Source organism: Mycetohabitans sp. B46 (assembly GCF_037389205.1).
GTDB lineage: Bacteria > Pseudomonadota > Gammaproteobacteria > Burkholderiales > Burkholderiaceae > Mycetohabitans.
Genome location: NZ_JADBGL010000013.1, coordinates 13,112 through 34,503 on the forward strand (window position 1 = coordinate 13,112; position 21,392 = coordinate 34,503).

The following is a 21,392-nucleotide window of genomic DNA, read 5'->3' on the forward strand; positions in this document are numbered from 1 at the left end:
GCGAGTGCGCAGGTAACATAACGAGGCGACACGCGATGCTGCCGTGCCCGGACTGCGCTACAGCAGGCCGGTAATCCGCGGAAGCGAATTACACGTCCTCGGGGTCTTTGAGATCCAAGTCGAGCAACACGCTGCTAAGCGACTTACCGTGTGCATCCAACGCAAGCGATCGCGTCACGCCGCCACCGAGCGCGTGTTGGGCAACGAAGTTGAACGCCGCGAGCTTCGGCAATTCGTAGCGGATGACGTCACCCCGTACCACGTCCTGCAGGTGAGCTTTCACCCGCTCAGCCGACAGCGTCCGACGCAGATACTCATAGTGGCGACTGTCGTAGCATATGACCGATATGTTCAGCGTATCTCCCTTGTCACCGGTACGCGAGTGAGCTAGGTCCCGCAACTTCATCTTATGCCTCCACGAATTCGAATGTCGGGTGCACGTGCGCCCTTGGCAACAAGATCGATTGCACGGCGAGTACCTCGCGTGTTGTCTTGCTTACGCCACCGCCGCCCGCAGGACCATTGGTATAAAGCGTCTCCACCTCGTTGCCGATGCGCATCGCCTCCCTAATCGACGCGGTCCGTCCCGCGACGCGTGCCCGGACTTCGTATGGCTCACTGTCGCGCGTGCCCGCGCGTCCAGATATGGCATCCACGCCAATCAAGTCGAGCCGCAACTCCCGGGTTTCAACGGCGGTCAATTGCAGCCGCTCACGCACGATATCGAGTGCGGCACGTGCCCGCGCCAGCGCGCCCGGACCACAGTACGAAATCTGTCCTTCGCCGATAAAGCCATCCAGATAACCGACCGAGACCTTCAGCGTATCGGTGTGCGCCGTACCCCGTCCGCCAGTCAGACGGACACGATCGGGCGCTTCTTCAAATACCCGGACCCCGGTGAAATCCGCCACGACGTCAGGCTGCACGTAGCGACTTGGGTCGTGGATCTCATAAAGAAATTGCTCCTTGCATGTTGCCTCAGTCACTCGACCGCCGGCGGCGGGCAATTTCGTTATGACGGCGGCCCCATCCGCGCCAACCTCGGCGATCGGAAATCCTAGGCTGGCAAGATGAGGCACGTCCTTGAAACCCGGATCGGCAAAATAGCCGCCTGTGACCTGGCCCGCGCACTCCAGCATGTGCCCGATAAGGGTGGCTTGCCCGAGCCTATCCCAGTCATCCATGCCCCAGCCGAACTCATGAACCAGCGGTGCGATGAAAAGCGCTGGATCGGCGACGCGTCCCGTCAGCACAACATCCGCGCCGGCAGCCAACGCGGCAATGATTGGCGCCGCGCCCAGATAAGCGTTCGCCGACACCAGCCGCTCAGCGTACGATGCTACGCTATCGCCCGACTCCTCAAAATAGAAGTCGCCCTGTCGTACGACGTCTAGCACGTCATCTCCTGTCACCGCGGCGATCTTCAAGCCGTCCAGGTCTAATGATCGAGCGATCTGGGCTGTCTTGCGCGCCGCCGCAAGCGGATTGGCAGCGCCCATGTTGGAGATGATTTGCACGCCGTTGCGCGCGGCGACAGGCAGAACAGCCGTCATGCGTGCCTCAAGCAGCGGGTCATAGCCCAGTTCTGGGTGACTGCGCCGCATTTGCTGGGCCAGAGCGATCGTTCTCTCCGCAAGACATTCGAATACGAGATAGTCTAGTTTGCCGTATTCGGCCAGTTCGACAGCGGGCTCTATCCGGTCACCCGAATATCCGGCACCCGTACCGACGCGCACTCGGCGCGGATCGTGAGTTACAGCCATGGCCTCATTCTCTATCAACACTCACAAGGGGAAAACGCCTAGTACGACTGCTGCGACAGTCATGACAATCGAAGCACCAAACAACAGAGGAAAGCTGAATTTCTGATGATCGGCGAGATCGATACGACACAATCCGACCACGAGGAATGTAGCAGGCGTAAGTGGGCTAACGGGAAATCCCGTGGTCATTTGTCCCAGCAGCGCTGCTTGCGCAACCTGCAACGCAGGCACACCCAGGTGCCCCGCCACTTCGGCGACAACCGGTAATACACCAAAATAGAACGAATCAGGATCAAACAGCATGCTGAGCGGCATGGCGATGAATCCGAGCGTAAAAGGGATATGGCTAGCCATCTCTTGCGGTACCAGGCCCACTGCAGAGTGAGCCATCGCCTTGAGCATGCCACTACCTTGCAGCACACCGGTAAAAACGCCCGCCGCCAGTAGAATGCCCGCCATCATCAATGCGGCTCGCGCATGCGCATCTATACGATTACGCTGCATGTCGACATTTGGATAGTTGACCACTAAGGCAATGCATAGCCCGACCATAAACACGATTGCAGGCGGCACTTTGTCTCCCATCACCACCAACGTGCCCAGCACGCATAGTGTAAGGCCGACGTTGAACCAAAAATACTGGGGACGACGTACCTTCATTTCGTCGGATGTAAGCTTGCGCTCAGGTATGGGTACTGGATTGGCGAGACGCGTGAATCCAAGTCGCTTTTCCTCGCGACGACCAAGCAGATAGGCAATACCAAAGACGAAAACCAACCCAATTGCCTGTACAGGTATTAACGGATTGAAAATCGACGAAACAGGCAAATTCAACGATGCGGATGCACGGATCGTGGGCCCTGTCCACGGTAAAAAGTTAATTCCCGCCGCCATCGATACGGCTGCCGCCAACACGCGACGATCCATCTTCAAGCGGTCGTAAAGTGGCAACATCGCTGGAATAGTTACGAGGAAGCACACTGCGCCTGAACCATCGAGATGGATAAGTAACGCCAGCAGTGTCGTTCCTATGACAATGCGTGTTGGCCTCGTACCAACCGCCCTTAGGATGCGGTCGATAATCGGATCAAGCATACCGGCGTCCGTGACCGTTCCGAAATAAAGGATCGCAAATACGAACATGCCAACGACCGGCGCCATGTTTCTTAAGCCGTCGATCACGAACTGGCAGGTCTGCCACCCGAAGCCTCCAATCAACGACGCAGCAATGGGCACCACAATCAGCGCTACCAGCGGTGACATTCGCTTCGAAAGGATGACAGCGAGCAAGACTACGATAGTAGCGAATCCTAGTAGCGGCAACATGTAGTGGGTCCAGGTCCGTCATTCAACTTGATCGAGGATATTTTCCTTCACTGAATAGATCAAATGAAATAATTTAATCGCAGCATTCAAAAACACAATGGATATAAAACTGCGCTATATCAAAGCCTTTGTCACCGTAGCCCAGACGGGGAGCTTCACACTGGCCGCGGCCCACCTACATTTGTCTGCGCCTGCGCTAACATTCCAAGTTCGCAGGCTGGAAGAGGCGGTGGGCACGCGCCTACTGGACCGCAATAGTCGTAAAGTGGCGCTAACGCCCGCGGGACGTGAATTGCTTCCTGCGCTTAAGCAGTCGCTGCATAACCTGGAAAAGGTGCTGCTTGACGCACGCACGTTGGGCGACGATTTGAGCGGTGTCGTGCGGATCGCTTGCTTACCGGTGTTTGCCGCCAGTCTCCTGCCTGGGCTCATTCGGGAGCTAAGGGCGGATATGCCACGCGTCAACTTCTATCTGCGCGACGTGGTGGCCAGCACCGTTCACGCATTGGTGCGCAGTGAGGAGGTCGACATCGGACTGACCGGTGCAGACTCGCTCGACGCCGCTTTCTAGGTTTTATGTTCCGGCGCCGATCGCCTCATTGCGGTGCTTCCGGTGGACCACCCGCATGCTCGGCGACAGCACCTCGAATTGGACCATCTGCTAAGCGAACCACTGGTGCTCACGGCGCAAGGCACCAGCGTGCGTGCGATCGTCGATGCCGCGCTAGCCAACGCCAGTTCAACGCCGAACATTTCGTGCGAGCCAACGTACATCATGACGGCCGTCGCAATGGTGCGCAGCGGACTAGGCATAACGATCTTACCCGGCAATGCGCGCGAGATCCTGGCCGAGCCAGGACTTGTAGTGCGGCCCATCGCAGACGAGGCGTTTGTCCGTCCGATTGCGCTGGTCAAAATGCGAGGCCGTACTCTGCCACCTGTAACAGAGCGATTTGTATCGGCATTGCGACGCAAGCTCAACGGCGGTGCAACATCGGCGTAGGCCGGGCCGGCAGTCGGCCTACCTTGGCCAGTACGGATCGACAGAAACGCCAAAGGCCTGCTGATCATGCGGGGTGCGTGCGCTCGCTGTACGTATCGCTGTACGTATCATTGCCGCAATGCGGGCATGTCGGGATTGGCTTGCCGGCCGACACATGCGTCGATCGATGGCACTTTTCGCGGCGAAAGTCCGCTGTCTTTTGGGCCTTTTCTCTAGCATGCGCGGTCATCCTCGCCCGCCTGTCAGCCGATGTGCACGCCGCTCAACGCGGCATTTTGACCTTGACCTCAGCCGCCGCAAGCTGCAGCGTGCTGCCCTCTTGCCACGCGTTAGCGCCGACAACCGGCCTGGGCTGCGGCAGATCGGCACGGCGCTGACGTAGCGCGTCAGTAGATACGCCGAACCGCTCATCACGCGCCTGCACGCGCGCACGGTCAAGTTGCCCGTCATTCGTGAAACTCATCATCAATTGAGGGATGCCAAGCGGCAGCGCGTGATCTCGATCGATCTGCCACGTATGCCAGGTCTTGCCATACGTATTGACAAGTTGCGCCATCAGCGCGTGCTCAGCTTGCTCCGGAATGCCCGGCGCCACAAGCTGTCCGGAACGCACCTCGTAGTGGTGGCTATGCCATAGCCGTCGCTCCTCGTCAGGCAGCGTGCGAAATATACGCTCGCTGATAATGTATTCGATACCAATCAGCTTCGCATCCGGCGCATCCGAATCGTAGATCACGCATTGATGGAAGTCTTCTGTCAGATGCGTGCAGTAATGATAGGCCTCGACCTGCCGGCCCATGTCATCCGCATAAAAATGAAAGCCGTTTAGGAATGCGCTCATTGCGTCAACAGGCCGTTTTTTCTGCAACAGCCGTGCGCCCGTATCGAGCACGCGACTTCGCGGCGACAGCTTTGCCCCAGGCACGGGCGTGCCGTGGTCCTCGTCAGCACGCGCAGACGACGCCGATACGCCAACCGCGGAAGTCAGCGCAATCTTGAGCGCTGATGACGTGAACGCTCGGCGGCACGCGCAGATTGCAGGTTGCTTCATCAATCACCCCCGTTATATGTGAATCGGGCCGCGTGGCCCCCAAGCTAAAAACCGGTATGTGGCGAAGGCATCATGCCGACAAGTCGCCACCGCTACGTGGCTCGACGTCCTTTGGATTATCGAGATGCCCTGGCGGCGGCTGGTATGGGCCCCGGTCCGGTTCCGGTTTCTGCGGAATCATCGTTTCATCCATGTTGCCATGGCCTTTTTGGTGCACCTTGCCATCCTTGTCGCTGGTCACCTCACCCTCACCCGCTGCGGGTTGTCGCATAGCAGGGTCGGCGCGATCGGCAGCATCGCGATGTTTCATTGTGGGTCTCCTTCAACAGGCGCGCCGCGACAGCGCGCGTCCTTGTAGAGAGCAAACCGCATGCCGCTATGTGGCAGCTCGGTGCCGGATCGATCAATCGCTGCGATGCCCTGTTGCCATGGCCACTACACTGCTATGAAAAGCAACGCCGGCGCTCGCCGACCGCCGACCGCCGAGGGTTGAGGGTTGAGGGCCGTCACCCACATGCTGCCTTGGCGGACGGCATCAATCGTTAGCGATTGCGGAAATTGGACCGCTAGGTCTTTTACATCCATCCGGTTTCGATACGTTGCAAAAATTCCCGAGCGACGTGGCCATTGCTGGTGAAACATGCAACACCGTTCGGCAACCGAATCATTGCGCTACACCTGTACAGCTTTTATGTGCCGCGCGGTGCCCGTCTATGTTGAATACCTGCGCCACGCGCTGCACTAGGGTTTCGGCGCAGATTGTGTACCCATACTCTCGTAACCAGATGCGCGGCAACGGGTCTTCCACAGTTCAGCGAGCCCATGAATCCGCTTCATGTCACCCACGCCGCACGATACTTTGTGATTTAGCTGCGCAACTGGATCCTGCGGTTTTCTTGCCAAATAGATTACTCCGACCCCGTATTAAATAATTTCACAATTCAATTAAATTTTTGGGGAACAATCGCCCGATCAAGATTAATCCGAGTATTTACTCAACTACTGCGCTATTTAAAAAACAAGCCAAACAATTCTTACTTCAAAACAGCTGTCTTTCTTCTACTTTCTTCTTTGCGCTTCGCGGAACCCTAAAAGATTATCCCCAGCAACCTCGCTAAAAGAATAGATTCTTCGTATCCTCAAAAAAGTTTGACCGTGACTTTTCCTCTTGATACTGTCACACACACATAATCCAGTAGTCGGATAAGCAAACAGCAGGCACCTTTCGTGGCAAAACGTTAGGGTTAACGCGACACCGCTCCACTGTTGTTTCCTTATCCAGACGATATTCTTTATCTGCACAGGCAACCGATTTTATGAAGCGATTTTTTGCAACCTCAACAATTAATTTAACTACCTAATTAAATTAGTGGAGACGCTTGATGACTGCAATCCAAATTGGCATCGTGGGCCTAGGCGCACAGATGCAAGAAAACCTGTTACCCACGTTGCTGCAGATGCCCAATGTCCGCATCGTTGGCGTATGCGATATCGCTGCTCCCCGCGCCGCGCAAATTCATCGCTTCCTATCCGATGTTCCTGTCGCAAGCAGCGTCGATGAGTTACTCACGCTTGTCAAGCCCGATGCACTCGTGCTCGCCTGCCCGCCTCAGGCACATCGCGACATTGCATTACAAGCGATGCGCGCGGGCATCGATGTCTTCGTCGAAAAGCCTCCATGCATCACACTTGACGAACTTGAAGCACTCGTCCTGGCGAATCGTCAAAGCGGCGTCATAACAGGTGTCGGCATGAATTTTAAATTCGCAAAGCCTGTACGGCAGTTACGCGACATGACGCAGGCTGAACCATTCGGTCGCACGTTGCACATCCAGCTCAATCACTATGCGAGCAAGCCTCGAGCACCCCTGTGGGGCCTAGATTCGACACTGCGCTCGTTCCTGCTCGCGCAGGCAATCCATACGATCGATCTGGGCATCACATTCGGTGGTGGCGAGTTGACCGACATCCGATCGCGAGTGCAGCGCTATGACGACTCACTGATCGTCAATGCCGAGCTGGTCTTTTCATCCGGCACGACAGCAAGCCTTTTGTGCGGCACGATGTTTCCGTACTTCGAGTTCGACATGAAGATCGTCAGCTCGACTTCGATGATGATCGAACTCGACAACCTGTGGAACATCACAGTGCACGAACCCGAGCACGGCACGCGCGCGACTGGTGCAGCGAAGCGCTGGCGCGGCGCGTGGCAGCCAGGTCCGCTCGATTCCGGATACGAGCGAAGCGGTTACTATGGTGAACTATTTGAATTCTTTGAAGCCGTCCGCAAGCGGGGAACGTTCAGCGCGAATTTCGAAAGCCTGCTGCCCACCTATCGAGTCATCGAACAGATTTGCGCCGCCGATTCGCAAGACGTCTGCGGCACGAAAAACTTCGCACTGCAAACGCTTCATGCCACATCCACCGCCAATCCGGGAGTCGTATCCAATGTCCTCTGATCTCAGCGTCAACACATCGGTCCCCGCGCGCCGCACAGTCTCGGACAAGTATCGAGTGGTCTATCCGGAAGACGTCGACACGCTGCAGGCAACACTCGCACGTTCACTGTCGGGCACGAGCGACGTTGTAACCGAATACGAGCAAGCGCTTGGCGGGTGGTTCGGTGCCCGGCATGCCGTCGCGCTGTCATCGGGTGGAGCTGCACTAAGCGTCGCGCTGCACGCGGTTGGCGTTGGGCCAGGCGACGACGTGCTGCTCACGCCGAGCTGCCCACTGTGCACAGTCTATCCGATCATCGCCGCGGGTGCGACCCCCGTGTTTGTCGATACGCGCGTGCACGGTTTCTGCGCCGACCCGGACTGCGTCCATGCGAGCATGACGCCGCGCGTGCGCGCGCTGATCGATATTCCGATGTGGGGATATCCAACCGAAGTCGACGCGCTCCAGGCCATCACGCGTGAGCTAGGCATCAAACTGATCCTCGACCTCGCACACTCGCACGGCACAACTCTGCATGGCCAACCGTTGTCGCATTTCGGCGACGTGTCGTGCTTCAGCACGCATGAGCGAAAGCTGCTCGCGACGGGCGAGGGAGGATTTCTGCTGACAGACGACGACACGCTCGCAAAACGTAGCCGCGATTACAGCCGCTTCGGAAATCTGAATGGCAAGGACTTCGGCCTGAACTACAAGCTTGCGGCGCTACCTGCCGCGCTCGGCAAGAGCCGGCTGCAGTCGCTCGCCGCGCAGATCGACAAACGTCGCGAGAATGCGCGTTATCTGCTCGAGCGCATCCATCATCCGCAAGTACGAGAAAAGACGATCGTCGCGGGCGGCGTGCCGAACTACTACTTTCTCAATCTCGAGTTGCACTTTGCCAACAATGCGGCATTCATTGACTATCTCGACGATCTCGGCGTGCCGTCGGACATCAAGCGATACGGCTGCAAGGCACTGTACGAGTTCCCCGCGCTCGAGCAGTACCGCACCGCGTGTCCGAACGCGCAGGCGCTGCTCGCCGGCATGACGACGATACCCGTGCATCCCGGCATCACGGTCGACGAACTCGACTACATCGCGGCCTGCATCAACCGGTATGAAGCGGTATGACCACTCACGTCCCTCATGGCCGAGCGTTGCTGGAACGGCATTTCACCGCGTCGGGGCTGGTGATGAACCGGCATCGGGAGCTTCTGCTGCTGCAGCATCGCAAGCTCGGCGTGTGGCTCTATCCCGGTGGCCACATCGAGCGGACCGAGACGCCCGACCAGGCCGTACTGCGCGAGATCGACGAAGAAACAGGCATTCGCGCAACGCTCATCGGCAAGACGGACGCTCGGCTCGCCGATCCGGACGCAGACGTCACGGTGTTGCGCCGACCATACCAAGTGCTGTGCGAATTTATTGACGACACGCGTGAGCCACATTACCACATCGACCTCGTCTATCTGTGCGTAACCGCCGCCCGTGCGTGTCCGGTCCAGCGGAAAAACGAGCGCGCGCACTTCTTCACATACGAGCAGACGAGCGGGCTGCGCATGTTCCCGAACTTCCGGCGTCTCGTGCACCGCCTATTCCGCGACAAAGCCGCATGGCGCCTGGTGAACGAAGAGGTGATCACATGATGAACGCTACCGAAACGGCGCCGCGCCGGATTACCGAGACATGCTTGCACGACTCGCCGGAAGACATCGTCGAGCTGACGCGCGCACTGCACACAGGACTGTCGGGCACCGCGCAGATCGTCGAGGACTACGAGGCCATGCTAGCCACCACGTACGGCGTACGGCATGTGATTGCCGTCTCATCGGGCGCTGCTTCAGTCACCGCTGCGCTGTCCGGCATCGATTGGCAGCTGGGCGACGAGGTCGTCGTCGCGCCGACGTGTCCGATCTGCACGGTATTGCCCATCCTGTCGCTTGGACTGCGCCCCGTGTTCTGCGACGTCGCGCCGGACAGCTTCGGCCTCAATGAGGCGGATTTGCAGCGTTGCATTAGCGAGCAGACCTGCGCGGTCATCGAGGTGCCGATGTGGGGGTATCCGAATCGGCCCGACCGAACGCTCGCCTTGCTGCGACACATCGGCGTGCCGTTGATTCAAGATCTCGCGCACGCGCATCTAGCAAAACTCGACGACAGGTGGCTGCCGCACTATGGCGACATCAGCTGCTTCAGCACGCACAGTTGCAAGTACCTGTCGACCGGCGAAGGCGGTTTTGTCATGACCGACGACGACGCACGCGCGCAACGCATTCGCGCATACACGCGCTTTGGCAACCTGACAGGCGAAACGGTGGGCGTCAACCTGAAGCTCGGAGGACTGCAAGCCGCACTCGGGCTCGCGCGCTCGCGGCGGCTACATGCGCACCTAGCAACACGGTTGCGCAACCGGGAGCGGCTGCTTGCGCTGCTCGACAATTCGGCGTTCAGGGAACTGCCCATTCCACCGCACGGCACGCCGAACGGCTACGCACTATTGTTGCAAGCACTGGGGCATGATGGGCGCCGTCTCGTCGCCTACCAGCAGCGGCATCAAATTCCGTCCGACATCGGCAAGTACGACAACCGTCCGCTGTTCGAACTGCCGCTACTCGCCGTCTATCGCCGGGCCTGCCCGAACGCTGCGCGCCTGCTGCGCTCGCTGACGACGGTGCCGCTGCATCCCGACCTGACCGACGACGAACTACATTACATCGCGGGAGTACTTAATGACTACACCGCACAATGACGTCACGGTTTGCGCCCGGCGTGCAAACCACGCAGTCGTGATCGGCGGCAGCCTTGCTGGCTGCCTGACGGCGGCGGTGCTTGCCCGCCGCTTTCAGCACGTGACACTTGTCGAAAAGGGCGACTTCTTTGATGAGTCGGGACCGCGCCGTAGTGTGCCCCAAGAGCATCACGTCCATCTGTTATTGCTGCGCGGCAAGCAAATTATTGAACGCATTTTTCCAGGGTTCCTGGCGGCACTGGAACGCAACGGCGCACTCGTCGCTGATCTCGGTCACGACGTCAAATGGTTTCAAGCGGGTCAATGGAAAAACCGGTATCGCAGCGGCATCTACGCGCACTATTGCAGCCGAAGGCTCATTGACAATCAGTTGCGCCGCCACATCGCGCAAACGCCGGGTGTCGAAGTCTTGTCCCGCTCGCGCGTAACGCGTGTCAGTTTCGTGGCAACGAGTAGCATGCGCTCGGTCAACGGCGTGTGGATCGCCGACGATGCGACGCTCGGTGAACGCTTCGTTGCGGCCGATATCGTCGTCGATGCGAGCGGCCGTGGCACGCGGATGCCGGAATGGCTGCGCGAAGCGGGGTTCGGCGACGTCAAGACGAGCATCGTCAAGACCGAACTCGGCTATGCGTCACGCATCTATCGTCGTATCCCGGCCTTGGCCACACAATGGCAGGTACTGCTTGTCCTGCCGAACGCACCCCAGCAACGCGCGATGGGCGTCATCAGCCCCATCGAAGCAGAACGCTGGATGGTCACGACAGGCGGGTGGTTCGGACACTTTCCCAGCAGCGATCCGACCGAATTTCTTGACGCGCTCGCCTCGCTACCCGTGCCGGACATCCACAATGTGATCCGCGCTGCCGAGCCGCTGTCGGACGTCGCGACGTTCCAAATGCCGGGCAGCCGGCGCGCACACTACGACCGGATCGCACATTGGCCGGCCGGATTGCTCGTCATTGGCGATGCGCTAAGCAGCATGAATCCGTTATACAGCCAAGGGATGACGCTCTGCGCGCTCGAGGCCGAATGCATTGATCGCCACCTCGATGCGGCACTCGCAGACGCATTGGCATGGCGCGACGTACAGCGGCTGCTGTGCGGAATCGTCGATGACGCGTGGCATATGGCGACGACCGAGGATCTCCGGTTTTCAGAGACGCTCGGCGAACGCAGCTGGCGCACGCGCTTGCACCATTGGTATGGTGCGGGACTGGGGCGCGTATCGGGCCGCAACCGCCGCGCGCTCGAAACCCAAATCGGCGTGACGAATCTCGTGACGCCGCCAAGCCGGCTGTATTCGCCAGCCATTGCGACCCGCATCGTGCTCGACACCCTTCTGCCCCGCTCACTCAGATGACACACGCCACTGATTTGGTTCCCACGCGCATCGAACACATCGTGCTCGATTGGAACGGCACGTTAATCGACGACATCGATCTCGCAGTACGCGCCGTCAATTGCTGCGGCGAGCGATTCGGTGTCACGCCGGTGACACGCGACCGCTATAGAGCATTGTTCGATTTTCCGATCGCCGGCTTTTATCAGGCGCTCGGCTTCGACTTCGCACGCACGCCGTTCGCGACAATCGTCGAACACTATCTCGAATGCTTCGACGCAAACGTTGCGCAATGCGCGCTGCACGACGGCGTTCTCGATCTGCTCGACACAGCGCGCGCGGCCGGCGTCGGCCTATCGATTCTGTCTGCTTCGCATCACGACATCCTGCGTGGCACGCTCGACGCAAAAGGCCTGCACGACCGTTTCGAGCACGTCGTGGGCCTCTCGCACAACCGTGCGAGCAGCAAGCTGGACGAGGCAATGCAATTGATGCGGACACTGGCTCTGCGCCCGGACCGGACGCTATACGTCGGTGACACAACGCACGATTACGACGTCGCGTATGCGGTCGGCTGGCGACCCGCTCTCGTGTCGACGGGCCATCATGATGCCAGCCGGCTACTTCGCAGCGGCGCACCAGTGTACGGTGGGCTCGGTGAATTGCTCAAGCATCTGACGTGCAGGTGGTCGACCGATAGCAACGATAGGAGCGTTGAACATGACTGATTTTCTCAATCCGGCAGTCCTCGCCGTGGTGGTGACTGCCCTCACCATGCGCGCGATCGTCGCATGGTACTACCGCGACAGTACGCGGGTGCTGCGCCTTCTGCGCCTGCTGCCACGGCTGCAGGGCCACAAGGAAAGCTATTACCGGCCCCTCGACGCGTGGCTCGCGCCGCTCCCGTTCATCTGGACCTGGCTAGACATCGTCGCGGCCGTGATGCTTGCGCAGCGGTGTCCGTGGCCCATCGCGTGGCTGGGCGTCGTGCTGTGGAGCGGTGGACGGATGCGCGCGCTGCAGGAATTTGGTCACAACGCCGTGCATTTCGCGCTGTGCCGATCGCACGCCTGGCAGTGGTGGCTGAGCGACATGTTCTACCAGTTTCCAATGTTTAAGCGCGATATGCACAGCCGCCACCAAACACACACCGTCGAACATCATCGTCATCCGAATCATCCCAAACTCGATCCGAACCGAGCACGCGTCGCGGCAGGCGGCTACACGAACGGCCTGTCGCCGCTCGAATTCTATGCACGACTGCTGTATCCCATCACGCCGAAAGGAGCGTGGGCCAACGTCGCGACGATGGCGCGCAACAGCATGCTGAATCATTCGCGCGTGACCACGGCCGCACGCTTGATCACGCTCGCCACAACGATGGCCGTGCTGTACTGGGCCGGTGGCTGGAAGGGTGTGGTATTCGGCTGGCTCGCGCCGCTCATCACATCGTATCCGGTGTTCGCGTGGGTCTCGCTGTTGACGGAACACCGCTGGTTCGTTGACGGCCCGACGCGCGATCGGCTCGAGCTTGAGTATCTCGCGGGCCGCCCAACAGACTATTTCGGATGGACTGGGTGGCTGGTGCGCGTGTTCATTGCGCCGACCTCCGATGCCTATCACTTGGTCCACTCGCTGTACCCAGGGGTGCGATGGAATTACTTGCCTGCAATCGACCGTCATCTGAAAGTTCACGAGCCGCGCTATACGGCGAATGCAAGCGAAGGGTTGCTGGTGCGCAGAGGCAATGCGCCGAGCGCGTTGTCCGAACTGTACGACCGCCTTGTACAGAGCCGGCGAGAATCATCGATACCCCAAACGGGAGGTGGAATGTGACGCACGAACAAACACCGCGAATCGGCATCATCGGAGGAAGTAGCTTCCAGGATCTGGCCGGATTACAGCATGTAGAAACCGTCGAATTCGACACGCTGTTCGGCACGCCGTCGTCGCCCGTCATGCTCGGCACGCTCGGCGGTGTGCCAATCGCCTTCATCCAGCGGCATGGGCCCGGACACACGATCCCGCCATCGTTGATCAACGTCCGCGCGAACATAGCGGCGCTGCGCGCGCTCGGCTGCACGCAACTGCTGTCGATGAGCGCGGTCGGCAGCCTGACACATGAGGCGCCGCCCGGCACGTTCGTGTTGATCGACCAGTTCATCGACCGGACGATACAGCGCGACAAAACGTTTTTCGGACAGCGCCTAGTCGGTCACGTGCCGTTCGGGGAGCCGGTCTGCGCCCGGATGCGCGCAACGCTTGCCGATAGCGCGGCCGCGCTCGGTGTAGATGTGCGGCAACGCGGCACCTACGTTGTGATGGAAGGTCCGCAGTTTTCGACGCGAGCCGAGTCGAACCTGTATCGGCAGTGGGGCGGCACGGTGATCGGCATGACAGCCATGCCGGAAGCAAAACTCGCGCGGGAAGCCGAACTTTGCTATGCGCTCGTCGCGATTCCGACCGACTTTGATTGCTGGGACGATGAGCACGACGCAGTAAACGCGACGCTCGTCGCTCAGCGGATGCACGACGTCAACGCATCGGCAACCCGCCTTTTCACCGACGCAGTCACGCGGCTCGGCTCGCATCGCGGCGCGTGCCCGTGCGGCTGCGACCGGGCGCTTGATACCGCGGTCATGACCGCGCTCGCCCACCGCGACCCTGGGATGATCGAACGCCTTGCGACGGTTTCTCCCCGCGCAGCCAAATTGCTGTCTCAATGAACGGAGAGGATGCCTTGAAAGATGCTATTCCAACGCACGATCGCGTACGCATCAAAAAAGTTCAAGTGCTGTCCGACGATTGGTACGTGCTGCGCAACACAACATTCAACTACCAGCGGCGTGACGGCGCGTGGCCAAGCCAGTCGCGTGAAACCTACGACCGCGGCAACCGCGCGATGCTACTGCTCTACAACCAGGCGAAGCAAACCGTCATCCTGACACGGCAGTTTCGCTTCCCAGCGTTCGTCAACGAACACGACGGAATGCTGTCCAAGACCTGCGCGGGTCTGCTCGCCCGCGACGAGCTGTTGGCCTGCATCCAGCACTCGCCATGATCGATTCGAGCGAGATCACCGACGGCAAGACGATCATGCTCCTGCAGTACGCGAAACTTCATTGCCTCATGGATTGACGCCATTATGGACGAACTGCTTGCCGTCAGCTCGATGGAGCATGCGGAGCTTGCCGAATTCATCGCCGGCATGTCGGCGCACGTCGGCGTGCCAATCCGCCTGCTGCGTTGGTCAACCGCCGAACTCACCGAACGCCTGCGCGGCGACGACGCGCCCAAGTGGGATCTGCTGCTCGGAACCGCCGCTACCGCGTTGCTCGATTCGGCGATCGTGGTGCGGCTCGGGCCGCTGGACCGGATCAATTTTTCAAGCCTGCCGCGCGGTGCCATCGACACCAACCGCCGCGCGTTCAGTCCGTCGGGCTTCGTTCCTGTTTTTTGCTACGACGCAACGGCGCTGGCCGATCATCGGCTTGCCGCCCCGGCTTCGTGGGCAGCGTTGGCCGCGCCGATCTGGTGCAACCGCATCACGTTACCCGATCCAGCACGATCCGGCGCCGGCTATCTTCATCTGAGCGCGCTCCTCGAGTGCCGTCCCGATTCGGCGTGGCAGACGCTCGCCGCCGTCGCGAAACTGCGTCCGTCAATCGTTGCATCGTCCACCGCACCAATCGACGACGTACTCGCAGGACGTGCATGGATCGCCGCCACGGTATCGACAGCAGCGACACGCGCGGCACGCGCGTACCCGGCCTTGCGATGGCTCGTGCCACGCGATGCCTGCCGTTACGAGCATGAAGTGTTCGGCTGCCGCGCGGGCTCGCCTCGGGCGGAACTTGCACAACGGGCGCTCTCATGGATGTTATCTAGCGACGCGGCGGCAATCGCGCGGCGCTATGGCAAAGTCGTGCTCGGCGATACACCGGACCCGAACGAAACGATGCGGGGCTTGACCGCACTGAACGTGGCCGACGCCGGCCGCTCGAAGGGCGACCGTACCGCGCAATGGCACACGCTATTTACCCAGCAGGCTCACTATGACTGAACGGTCTACAAGCGAAGCAGATGCCAACGGCTCATCCGTCCACGACGTTCACCGTCCGTGGGCCATCTACCTGCTGTTCGGCTTGTACGGTTTGCAACAGGGGATGCTCGGGCCCGCAATGCCGTTCGTGCGTGCCGAATTCGGCTTTGACCTGCGTGCCGTCGGTTTGCATTTTGCCGCTTACGCGCTCGGACTCGCATCGATCGGCCTGCCATACCATTGGCTCAGGCACCGACGATTGTCCACTGGCATCGGACAAATCGCGATTCTGGCGGTCGCCGTGGCGAGTGGCCTGCTGGCCATCGCGCGTGCACTGCCGATCACACTGCTCGCCGGCACGCTGATGGGCATTTCAGGCGGGCTTTTGATGACCACCGGCCAGGCCAAGCTTGGAGCACGCTATCGAGCGCGCGCCGCCTCAAGGCTCGTCGAAGCGCATGTCGCCGCTAGCCTGTGCGTGCTCGGCGGTGCGCTGCTGGTCGGCGGCTTGACATCGCTCGGATGGTCGTGGCGCTCGGCTCCGACCGCCATAGCGGTCGCTGCACTACTGCTCGCCGCATTGCCGTTCGCTGCGTACCGTCAAGACGAACCGGAACGGCACGCGGCAAACACTGGTGTGCCGGCGCCGGATACCGCGAATGTCCCCAGCATGCTGCGCTTTGGCCTTTGGGCGCTGGTGATCCTGGCCATTTCGGCCGAATGGGGCGTCGGATTCTGGGGGGCCGAATACTTGAAGGAAATGGTCACTGGCAACGCCGCGACGGCTGCGGCGTTAATGACCGTTTACTTCGGCGGCACCGTGGGGGGGCGCTTGGCCAGTAGTTACCTGCTGCGGGCGATGCAGCCACTCACGCTGCTCTTGGCCATCACGCCCGGCGCGGTCGTCACATTCGCCGCGCTACACGCGACGCGTGGCATAGGGGTCACAGCATGCGTCATGGCTATGCTCGGCGTATGCCTGGGTAACTTCTTTCCGCTGATCCTCGGCGCGGCCATGCGTGCGGCACCCGGCGCGGGTGCATCGCTGAGCGCGTGCGCTTCGCAGGGGGTCGGCATCGCGTTGTTGATTGCACCGTTCCTGCTCGGCATGTTATCGGAAGAGATTGGGGTACGGACTTCATTCGCCACGTTAATCGCGTATCCGCTGTTGATGCTGCCACTTCTACCGATTCTGCGCACCCACGCCAAAACTGACCACTGCGGCACCACAAATGGAGACCCTGCCCAATGACCGCGCTAACCCTACTGTTTGATCTGGACGGCACGTTGGTCGACACTGACGCGCTGCAACTGAACGCGTATAACACACTGCTCGCGCGTTGGAACCGATCCATCGACCTCGACTATTACCAGAGGCATGTGATGGGTTTTCCGGACGACATGATTTTCAGCAGACTGTTTCCAGGCATGCCAGCCACGGAATATACGAAGCTCGCGAGCCAAAAGGAGCGACTGTTTCGCATGCAGCTTGGGAATAGGCTGACTCCGACTGCCGGCACACAGCGCATTCTCGACTTCGCGGATCGGTTCGGCATCCGGCTCGCCGTCGTGACAAACGCGCCGCGCAAGAATGCAACGATGATGCTGAACGCACTCGAACTCGCTACACGATTCGACACGCTCGTGATCGGGAGCGAACTGACGCACAGCAAACCGCATCCACTGCCCTACACGACGGCGCTGGAACGGCTAGGCGGAAACGCCGACCATGCATTCGCGTTCGAAGATTCGGCGGCGGGTGTGCGTTCCGCAAGCTCGGCCGGTATCTTTACGTTCGGGATATCGACCGCATTGAGCGAAGACAGGCTTCGGGAAGCCGGCGCACAAGATGTGATTCGGAATTTTGAAGATCAACGCCTTTGGGATCGGTTAACACACCAGATCAACGCCCAGCACGACGCTACCAACCGGTGAATGACGCTCGGCACGACTGTGGGCTGTGGACTGTGGGCTGTGAGCCGTCACCCACATGCCGCCTTGGCGAACGGCATCGATCTTTAGCGATTGCGGAAATTGGACCACTAGGTCTTTTACCTCCATGACCTTGACAATATATCTAAAGACCCATATCTTTAGATATATCTTAAGATCCTATTGGAGAAATCGATGCGTCATTTTTCTCTTTTCCGCGATGGGCCACGCAGTCTGCGTTCTTGGGACGATTGCATACCGGTGGCCGTGCCACGTTACGCGATGGGTCGGCACGGTCACCGGCGACACGGCGGTGGTAGCTCGTCCTGGGGCGGTAGCGGCTTCGGCGACGACGAAAGCATGTCGCGCGGACGCAAATTCTCGTCCGACGACCTGCAGTTGCTGCTGCTCGCGCTAATCGCGCAACAGCCCAGCCATGGCTACGAGTTGATCAAGGCACTGGATGCCCGCTCCAACGGTTACTACAGCCCAAGCCCAGGCATGGTGTATCCGTCCCTGACCTACCTCGAGGAGCTTGGCTACGTCACGGTCCAGCTGGAAGGCAACCGCAAGCGGTACATATTGGCGGACCCCGGGCGCGACTATCTTGACGCCAACCGGGAGCGCGCAGACCTACTGCTCGCCAAGCTGCAGCACATCGGTCGCAAGATGGAGATGATCCGCCGCTTCTTCGCCGGTGGGGAGGGCGACGACATGTCGGGTAGTCCGGCGTGGCTGCCGGAATTCAACGAGGCCCGCCTTGCATTGAAGCAGGCGCTGTATCGTCGCGATAACCTACCACCGGATGAGCAGCGGCGCATTGCAGCCATCCTGATGCGCGCGGTCGCCGAAATCGAGCACAAGCCGGAGGCAAGCCGATGACATCTGATCAGGACAACATAACAGTCCGGGACCACCCGGAGCGCACCGTGACACGCGTTCGTCATCCGTTGAAGTTTCGTCTGCTGCGCGTGCAGCGCGTGCGACAAATCACGCCGACGCTCGTGCGTGTGACGCTGGTCGGCGACGATCTACATGATTTCGTCTCTGCCTCGTTCGACGACCACGTCAAGGTGTTTTTCCCCTTACCCGGCATGGATAAACCCCTGCTACCCACCGTGGGAGCGGATGGCGTCGTGTTCCTGGAGCATCATCCGCGCTCCCCGGCACGCGACTATACGCCCCGGCGCTACGATCGGCACGAAGGTGAATTGGATCTAGAGTTCACGCTGCACGATGCCGGCCCCGCATCTGCATGGGCAAAGCAGGCGCAACCGGGACAATGGCTCGGCGTCGGCGGACCACGAGGCTCGCTGGTCATTCCAACCGGCTTCGACTGGCATGTACTAATCGGCGACGATACCGCACTGCCAGCCATTTCGCGGCGGCTTGAAGAGTTACCCACCGATACTCGGGTGGCCACCGTGCTCGAGGTAGCGGACGCGGCGTCGTGCATCGACCTCAAGACCCGCGCGCAACTGCATGCAGTGTGGTGCTATCGCGACTGCGCGGGACCCGACGGCGGCGCGTTGTTACGCGCGGTACGGAATACGTATCTGCCAGACGGCGATGGCTACGTTTGGGTGGCAGCCGAGGCCAGTGTAGCGCGCGCAGTACGCCAGCACTTGGTGGAGGAGCGCAGGGTACCGAAGTCCCGGATCCGCGCGGCCAGCTATTGGCGGCGCGGTACCGCAGCGGTGCACGAGACGATCGACGGTTGACGATCTGCATCGTGCCCTGCCTGGTCAGCGTGCGACGGGTATCGCACAGTCGGCGCCGGCGCCAATGAACGACAACCAGCGCTGCATCACCGACTTCTGCCGCGTGTAGAAGCGCACACCCTCCGCGCTGTGTGTAGGCATGTCGCCAAACAGGCCGTGCTTCCAGCCGCCGAGGGCCTGCCCTGCTCTCGGCACTGGGATCGACATTGGCCGGTCGGCTTGCTTGTCATCGGCGATGCGCTAAGCAGCATGAATCCGTTTTTAGAAACCTACCCTGAAATAAGAGTCCTCGCCTCGTACTTCATGGAAATAATTCATGTTGCCGTGGCACCGCCCATATTCCTTTTGGGCATAGAACCAACCGGCCTGCCCATCGGAGCCATAAGGTGGTGAAAAGAGTATTTCAGCCAGGGGAATGCGTGCGCAGGAGCTTAATTGTGCATAGTACTCAATGAATCCGCCCTGGCTGGAAGACAGTGAACCCCATGTCGCCGGTACTTTGTAGGCGCCAAGCTCAACTCGCTCATACGTTACAGAGTCGGTAATGCTGCCTCGCCATACGCGTGAGTCGGCTGGGTCCCGGGTAATAGTGAGAAGATACTGCCGACCGTGCACCAACTCGTGCTCGGCCGAGCAACTGACGCCTTTTCCGCCATCTGCGCCGCTTTTGCAACGCGTGGTATCGACTACTTCCGTTCCGCTGCCAAACACCGAGAAAGCCGCAAGCGACTTCCCACCCGGACGCGGGCGAATCCCCATGTAACCCACGCTGCCGCCCGAAAAACCATACTGCTGAGCAAAATAGTAGCCAGCAGCATCTGGAGCACCAATCACAGTGATGGGGAAAGTGATTTGGGTGATTGGCGGGGTGGTAGGCATGTGATAAGAGAGCGATGCCATCCCACCCGGTGTCACTGGTGGGGGAAACATACCAAATCGCCATTGTCTCATGGAGGTGTAATCATTTGGCCCACCTTGCGCATCGCACGCGCCAATCTGTATCTCTGCGTTGCCGCCAGCATAGACACGGGCACAATGATGGCTTGACCGCACACCTTCCTTGTAAAGATTTTTTGCGAGTTTAAAGGTACCGCCTTCCAATTTCCATTGCTTTGTTGATAATGGAGCAGATGCATTACCGTTACAGCTCCCCACGATCAGGTCTGCCGAGTCTGGGAGAGCTTGTAGGCAGCTGCCAGCCCCCATATCGTTACGGTACTTATTTTGGATTAGATAAGTGCCGTCTTCCTGCTCCACGAGCCGCCATTGCCTCATGGAGGGGTCATCACTTGGCCCTCCTTGAGCCTCGCAGGCGCCGATTCGTACGGATGTGCTGTTCTCGAATGTACGCATGCAACTAGCCTGTTTTGCGTCCTGCTTGTACTTGCTTTCTATCAGCCCATAGGCGGATTCCCTCGTTTCGATGGCTGATACGTATGTTGCGAAGCCTAGCGTGCCAGCAAACATCAGTGTAATGATAGCTATTCGATGCATAATGTTTATCCTTTTAGACTTTAAAATGAAAGATTTAATTTGCATTGAAATAGTCGTCAGTTTTAAAAACTAATATAGAGGACCGATCAGAGTGTGTCAAGAAGTAGCTTTGCTGGTTGGAGCAATCGTCTGAGAAATTCAAGTGAAACTAGATAAATCCTATCTAACGTGATAACAACCCAAGCTAAATCGTCAGATAAGTGAATCAAAGTGAACACAGCGGAGACTATCACGCATACAAATCACTTAGTCGGAGTCAATGCCGAGAACGTAATATTTGCAGCCTCACTCGAACTGGCAGGCGTCCAATGGAAAATACTACTGCACGATGGACGCAGGCAGAGTTCAGCGGCGTGCCCGGTAAGAATGAAATCTACTATAGCTAATCCTAAACAATTCGTTTTAGCTCGCAGATGAAGTTATGCTGTCGAGATGCAACGGTTTGAAGCGGAGCAAAGTGACACGAATCAGGGCGTAAAAAAGCCGCAGCTTACGCAGGATCATCCGCAGATTGTGACCGTGCAGTGCTC

General features: G+C 59.3%; 19 protein-coding genes and 3 pseudogenes. 15 read left to right on the top strand and 7 right to left on the bottom strand.

What is annotated here, in order from left to right; genetic code table 11:
• Nucleotides 1-88: 88 nt before the first annotated feature.
• Genes IHE30_RS12950 through IHE30_RS12960 form a run of 3 tightly spaced genes read right to left on the bottom strand, consistent with a single transcriptional unit; the run spans nucleotide 89 to nucleotide 3,089 of the window.
• Nucleotides 89-406: an AtuA-related protein gene (locus tag IHE30_RS12950; RefSeq protein ID WP_337691159.1), complete on the bottom strand. Its 318-nt coding sequence runs from the start codon at nucleotides 404-406 to the stop codon at nucleotides 89-91.
• Between the two features lies 1 nt (nucleotide 407).
• On the bottom strand, nucleotides 408-1,763 hold the full coding sequence (locus IHE30_RS12955) for an acyclic terpene utilization AtuA family protein (protein WP_337691160.1): 1,356 nt from the start codon (nucleotides 1,761-1,763) through the stop codon (nucleotides 408-410).
• Between the two features lie 21 nt (nucleotides 1,764-1,784).
• Nucleotides 1,785-3,089 (bottom strand): CitMHS family transporter, encoded by a 1,305-nt coding sequence (locus tag IHE30_RS12960; RefSeq protein ID WP_337691161.1) that lies wholly within the window; start codon nucleotides 3,087-3,089, stop codon nucleotides 1,785-1,787.
• 97 nt (nucleotides 3,090-3,186) lie between these two features.
• On the opposite strand from IHE30_RS12960, the pseudogene IHE30_RS12965 reads away from it, so the two are divergent.
• A pseudogene (locus tag IHE30_RS12965) lies at nucleotides 3,187-4,092 on the top strand (LysR family transcriptional regulator).
• 262 nt (nucleotides 4,093-4,354) lie between these two features.
• Here IHE30_RS12965 and IHE30_RS12970 read toward each other — a convergent pair.
• On the bottom strand, nucleotides 4,355-5,143 hold the full coding sequence (locus IHE30_RS12970) for an OBAP family protein (RefSeq protein ID WP_337691163.1): 789 nt from the start codon (nucleotides 5,141-5,143) through the stop codon (nucleotides 4,355-4,357).
• Nucleotides 5,144-5,213: 70 nt separating this feature from the next.
• The gene (locus IHE30_RS12975) at nucleotides 5,214-5,453 is read right to left on the bottom strand and encodes a hypothetical protein (RefSeq protein ID WP_337691165.1); all 240 of its coding nucleotides are present in this window, start codon (nucleotides 5,451-5,453) and stop codon (nucleotides 5,214-5,216) included.
• Nucleotides 5,454-6,525: 1,072 nt separating this feature from the next.
• Here IHE30_RS12975 and IHE30_RS12980 point away from each other — a divergent pair.
• The 14 genes and pseudogenes from IHE30_RS12980 to IHE30_RS13045 all read left to right on the top strand — a co-directional run bounded on the left by IHE30_RS12980 (nucleotide 6,526) and on the right by IHE30_RS13045 (nucleotide 19,368).
• Nucleotides 6,526-7,602: a Gfo/Idh/MocA family protein gene (locus IHE30_RS12980; protein ID WP_337691167.1), complete on the top strand. Its 1,077-nt coding sequence runs from the start codon at nucleotides 6,526-6,528 to the stop codon at nucleotides 7,600-7,602.
• Nucleotides 7,592-8,713 (top strand): DegT/DnrJ/EryC1/StrS family aminotransferase, encoded by a 1,122-nt coding sequence (locus IHE30_RS12985; RefSeq protein WP_337691169.1) that lies wholly within the window; start codon nucleotides 7,592-7,594, stop codon nucleotides 8,711-8,713. The genes IHE30_RS12980 and IHE30_RS12985 overlap by 11 nt, the downstream gene beginning before the upstream one ends.
• Nucleotides 8,710-9,228 (top strand): NUDIX hydrolase, encoded by a 519-nt coding sequence (locus tag IHE30_RS12990; protein WP_337691171.1) that lies wholly within the window; start codon nucleotides 8,710-8,712, stop codon nucleotides 9,226-9,228. Before IHE30_RS12985 ends, IHE30_RS12990 begins: the two co-directional genes overlap by 4 nt.
• On the top strand, nucleotides 9,225-10,331 hold the full coding sequence (locus IHE30_RS12995; protein WP_337691172.1) for a DegT/DnrJ/EryC1/StrS family aminotransferase: 1,107 nt from the start codon (nucleotides 9,225-9,227) through the stop codon (nucleotides 10,329-10,331). The genes IHE30_RS12990 and IHE30_RS12995 overlap by 4 nt, the downstream gene beginning before the upstream one ends.
• The gene (locus IHE30_RS13000; RefSeq protein ID WP_337691173.1) at nucleotides 10,312-11,694 is read left to right on the top strand and encodes an NAD(P)/FAD-dependent oxidoreductase; all 1,383 of its coding nucleotides are present in this window, start codon (nucleotides 10,312-10,314) and stop codon (nucleotides 11,692-11,694) included. Before IHE30_RS12995 ends, IHE30_RS13000 begins: the two co-directional genes overlap by 20 nt.
• On the top strand, nucleotides 11,691-12,401 hold the full coding sequence (locus tag IHE30_RS13005) for an HAD family hydrolase (RefSeq protein ID WP_337691174.1): 711 nt from the start codon (nucleotides 11,691-11,693) through the stop codon (nucleotides 12,399-12,401). The genes IHE30_RS13000 and IHE30_RS13005 overlap by 4 nt, the downstream gene beginning before the upstream one ends.
• Nucleotides 12,394-13,509, top strand: coding sequence for a fatty acid desaturase family protein (locus IHE30_RS13010; protein ID WP_337691176.1), 1,116 nt, complete (start codon nucleotides 12,394-12,396; stop codon nucleotides 13,507-13,509). The genes IHE30_RS13005 and IHE30_RS13010 overlap by 8 nt, the downstream gene beginning before the upstream one ends.
• A complete protein-coding gene (gene mtnP, locus IHE30_RS13015) occupies nucleotides 13,506-14,399 on the top strand; it encodes an S-methyl-5'-thioadenosine phosphorylase (RefSeq protein WP_337691178.1) in 894 nt (297 codons plus the stop codon). Before IHE30_RS13010 ends, mtnP begins: the two co-directional genes overlap by 4 nt.
• A gap of 14 nt (nucleotides 14,400-14,413) precedes the next feature.
• A pseudogene (locus tag IHE30_RS13020) lies at nucleotides 14,414-14,811 on the top strand (hypothetical protein).
• A 7-nt stretch (nucleotides 14,812-14,818) separates the two neighbouring features.
• A complete protein-coding gene (locus IHE30_RS13025; RefSeq protein WP_337691179.1) occupies nucleotides 14,819-15,736 on the top strand; it encodes an ABC transporter substrate-binding protein in 918 nt (305 codons plus the stop codon).
• The gene (locus tag IHE30_RS13030; RefSeq protein WP_337691181.1) at nucleotides 15,729-16,967 is read left to right on the top strand and encodes an MFS transporter; all 1,239 of its coding nucleotides are present in this window, start codon (nucleotides 15,729-15,731) and stop codon (nucleotides 16,965-16,967) included. The genes IHE30_RS13025 and IHE30_RS13030 overlap by 8 nt, the downstream gene beginning before the upstream one ends.
• Nucleotides 16,964-17,650 carry an HAD family hydrolase gene (locus IHE30_RS13035; protein ID WP_337691183.1) on the top strand — a complete coding sequence of 229 codons (687 nt, stop codon included), beginning with the start codon at nucleotides 16,964-16,966 and terminating at the stop codon, nucleotides 17,648-17,650. The genes IHE30_RS13030 and IHE30_RS13035 overlap by 4 nt, the downstream gene beginning before the upstream one ends.
• A 192-nt stretch (nucleotides 17,651-17,842) precedes the next feature.
• On the top strand, nucleotides 17,843-18,529 hold the full coding sequence (locus tag IHE30_RS13040) for a PadR family transcriptional regulator (protein ID WP_337691184.1): 687 nt from the start codon (nucleotides 17,843-17,845) through the stop codon (nucleotides 18,527-18,529).
• Entirely contained in the window at nucleotides 18,526-19,368 is an 843-nt protein-coding gene (locus IHE30_RS13045) for a siderophore-interacting protein (RefSeq protein ID WP_337691186.1), read from the top strand. Before IHE30_RS13040 ends, IHE30_RS13045 begins: the two co-directional genes overlap by 4 nt.
• A 24-nt stretch (nucleotides 19,369-19,392) precedes the next feature.
• On the opposite strand, the pseudogene IHE30_RS13050 reads toward IHE30_RS13045, so the two are convergent.
• Nucleotides 19,393-19,569: pseudogene (locus IHE30_RS13050) on the bottom strand (methylmalonate-semialdehyde dehydrogenase (CoA acylating)); the annotation flags it as partial.
• Between the two features lie 60 nt (nucleotides 19,570-19,629).
• Nucleotides 19,630-20,907 (bottom strand): RICIN domain-containing protein, encoded by a 1,278-nt coding sequence (locus tag IHE30_RS13055; protein WP_337691187.1) that lies wholly within the window; start codon nucleotides 20,905-20,907, stop codon nucleotides 19,630-19,632.
• Between the last annotated feature and the right edge of the window lie 485 nt (nucleotides 20,908-21,392).

Coding starts and splice junctions, on each gene's coding strand:
- IHE30_RS12970 (WP_337691163.1), bottom strand. CDS start 5,143: ATGAAGCAACCTGCAATCTGCGCGTGCCGCCGAGCGTTCACGTCATCA.
- IHE30_RS13000 (WP_337691173.1), top strand. CDS start 10,312: ATGACTACACCGCACAATGACGTCACGGTTTGCGCCCGGCGTGCAAAC.
- IHE30_RS13055 (WP_337691187.1), bottom strand. CDS start 20,907: ATGCAAATTAAATCTTTCATTTTAAAGTCTAAAAGGATAAACATTATG.
- IHE30_RS12985 (WP_337691169.1), top strand. CDS start 7,592: ATGTCCTCTGATCTCAGCGTCAACACATCGGTCCCCGCGCGCCGCACA.
- IHE30_RS12980 (WP_337691167.1), top strand. CDS start 6,526: ATGACTGCAATCCAAATTGGCATCGTGGGCCTAGGCGCACAGATGCAA.
- IHE30_RS12950 (WP_337691159.1), bottom strand. CDS start 406: ATGAAGTTGCGGGACCTAGCTCACTCGCGTACCGGTGACAAGGGAGAT.
- IHE30_RS13010 (WP_337691176.1), top strand. CDS start 12,394: ATGACTGATTTTCTCAATCCGGCAGTCCTCGCCGTGGTGGTGACTGCC.
- IHE30_RS13005 (WP_337691174.1), top strand. CDS start 11,691: ATGACACACGCCACTGATTTGGTTCCCACGCGCATCGAACACATCGTG.
- IHE30_RS12975 (WP_337691165.1), bottom strand. CDS start 5,453: ATGAAACATCGCGATGCTGCCGATCGCGCCGACCCTGCTATGCGACAA.
- IHE30_RS13030 (WP_337691181.1), top strand. CDS start 15,729: ATGACTGAACGGTCTACAAGCGAAGCAGATGCCAACGGCTCATCCGTC.
- IHE30_RS12960 (WP_337691161.1), bottom strand. CDS start 3,089: ATGTTGCCGCTACTAGGATTCGCTACTATCGTAGTCTTGCTCGCTGTC.
- IHE30_RS13045 (WP_337691186.1), top strand. CDS start 18,526: ATGACATCTGATCAGGACAACATAACAGTCCGGGACCACCCGGAGCGC.
- IHE30_RS12955 (WP_337691160.1), bottom strand. CDS start 1,763: ATGGCTGTAACTCACGATCCGCGCCGAGTGCGCGTCGGTACGGGTGCC.
- IHE30_RS13035 (WP_337691183.1), top strand. CDS start 16,964: ATGACCGCGCTAACCCTACTGTTTGATCTGGACGGCACGTTGGTCGAC.
- IHE30_RS12990 (WP_337691171.1), top strand. CDS start 8,710: ATGACCACTCACGTCCCTCATGGCCGAGCGTTGCTGGAACGGCATTTC.
- IHE30_RS13040 (WP_337691184.1), top strand. CDS start 17,843: ATGCGTCATTTTTCTCTTTTCCGCGATGGGCCACGCAGTCTGCGTTCT.
- IHE30_RS13025 (WP_337691179.1), top strand. CDS start 14,819: ATGGACGAACTGCTTGCCGTCAGCTCGATGGAGCATGCGGAGCTTGCC.
- IHE30_RS12995 (WP_337691172.1), top strand. CDS start 9,225: ATGATGAACGCTACCGAAACGGCGCCGCGCCGGATTACCGAGACATGC.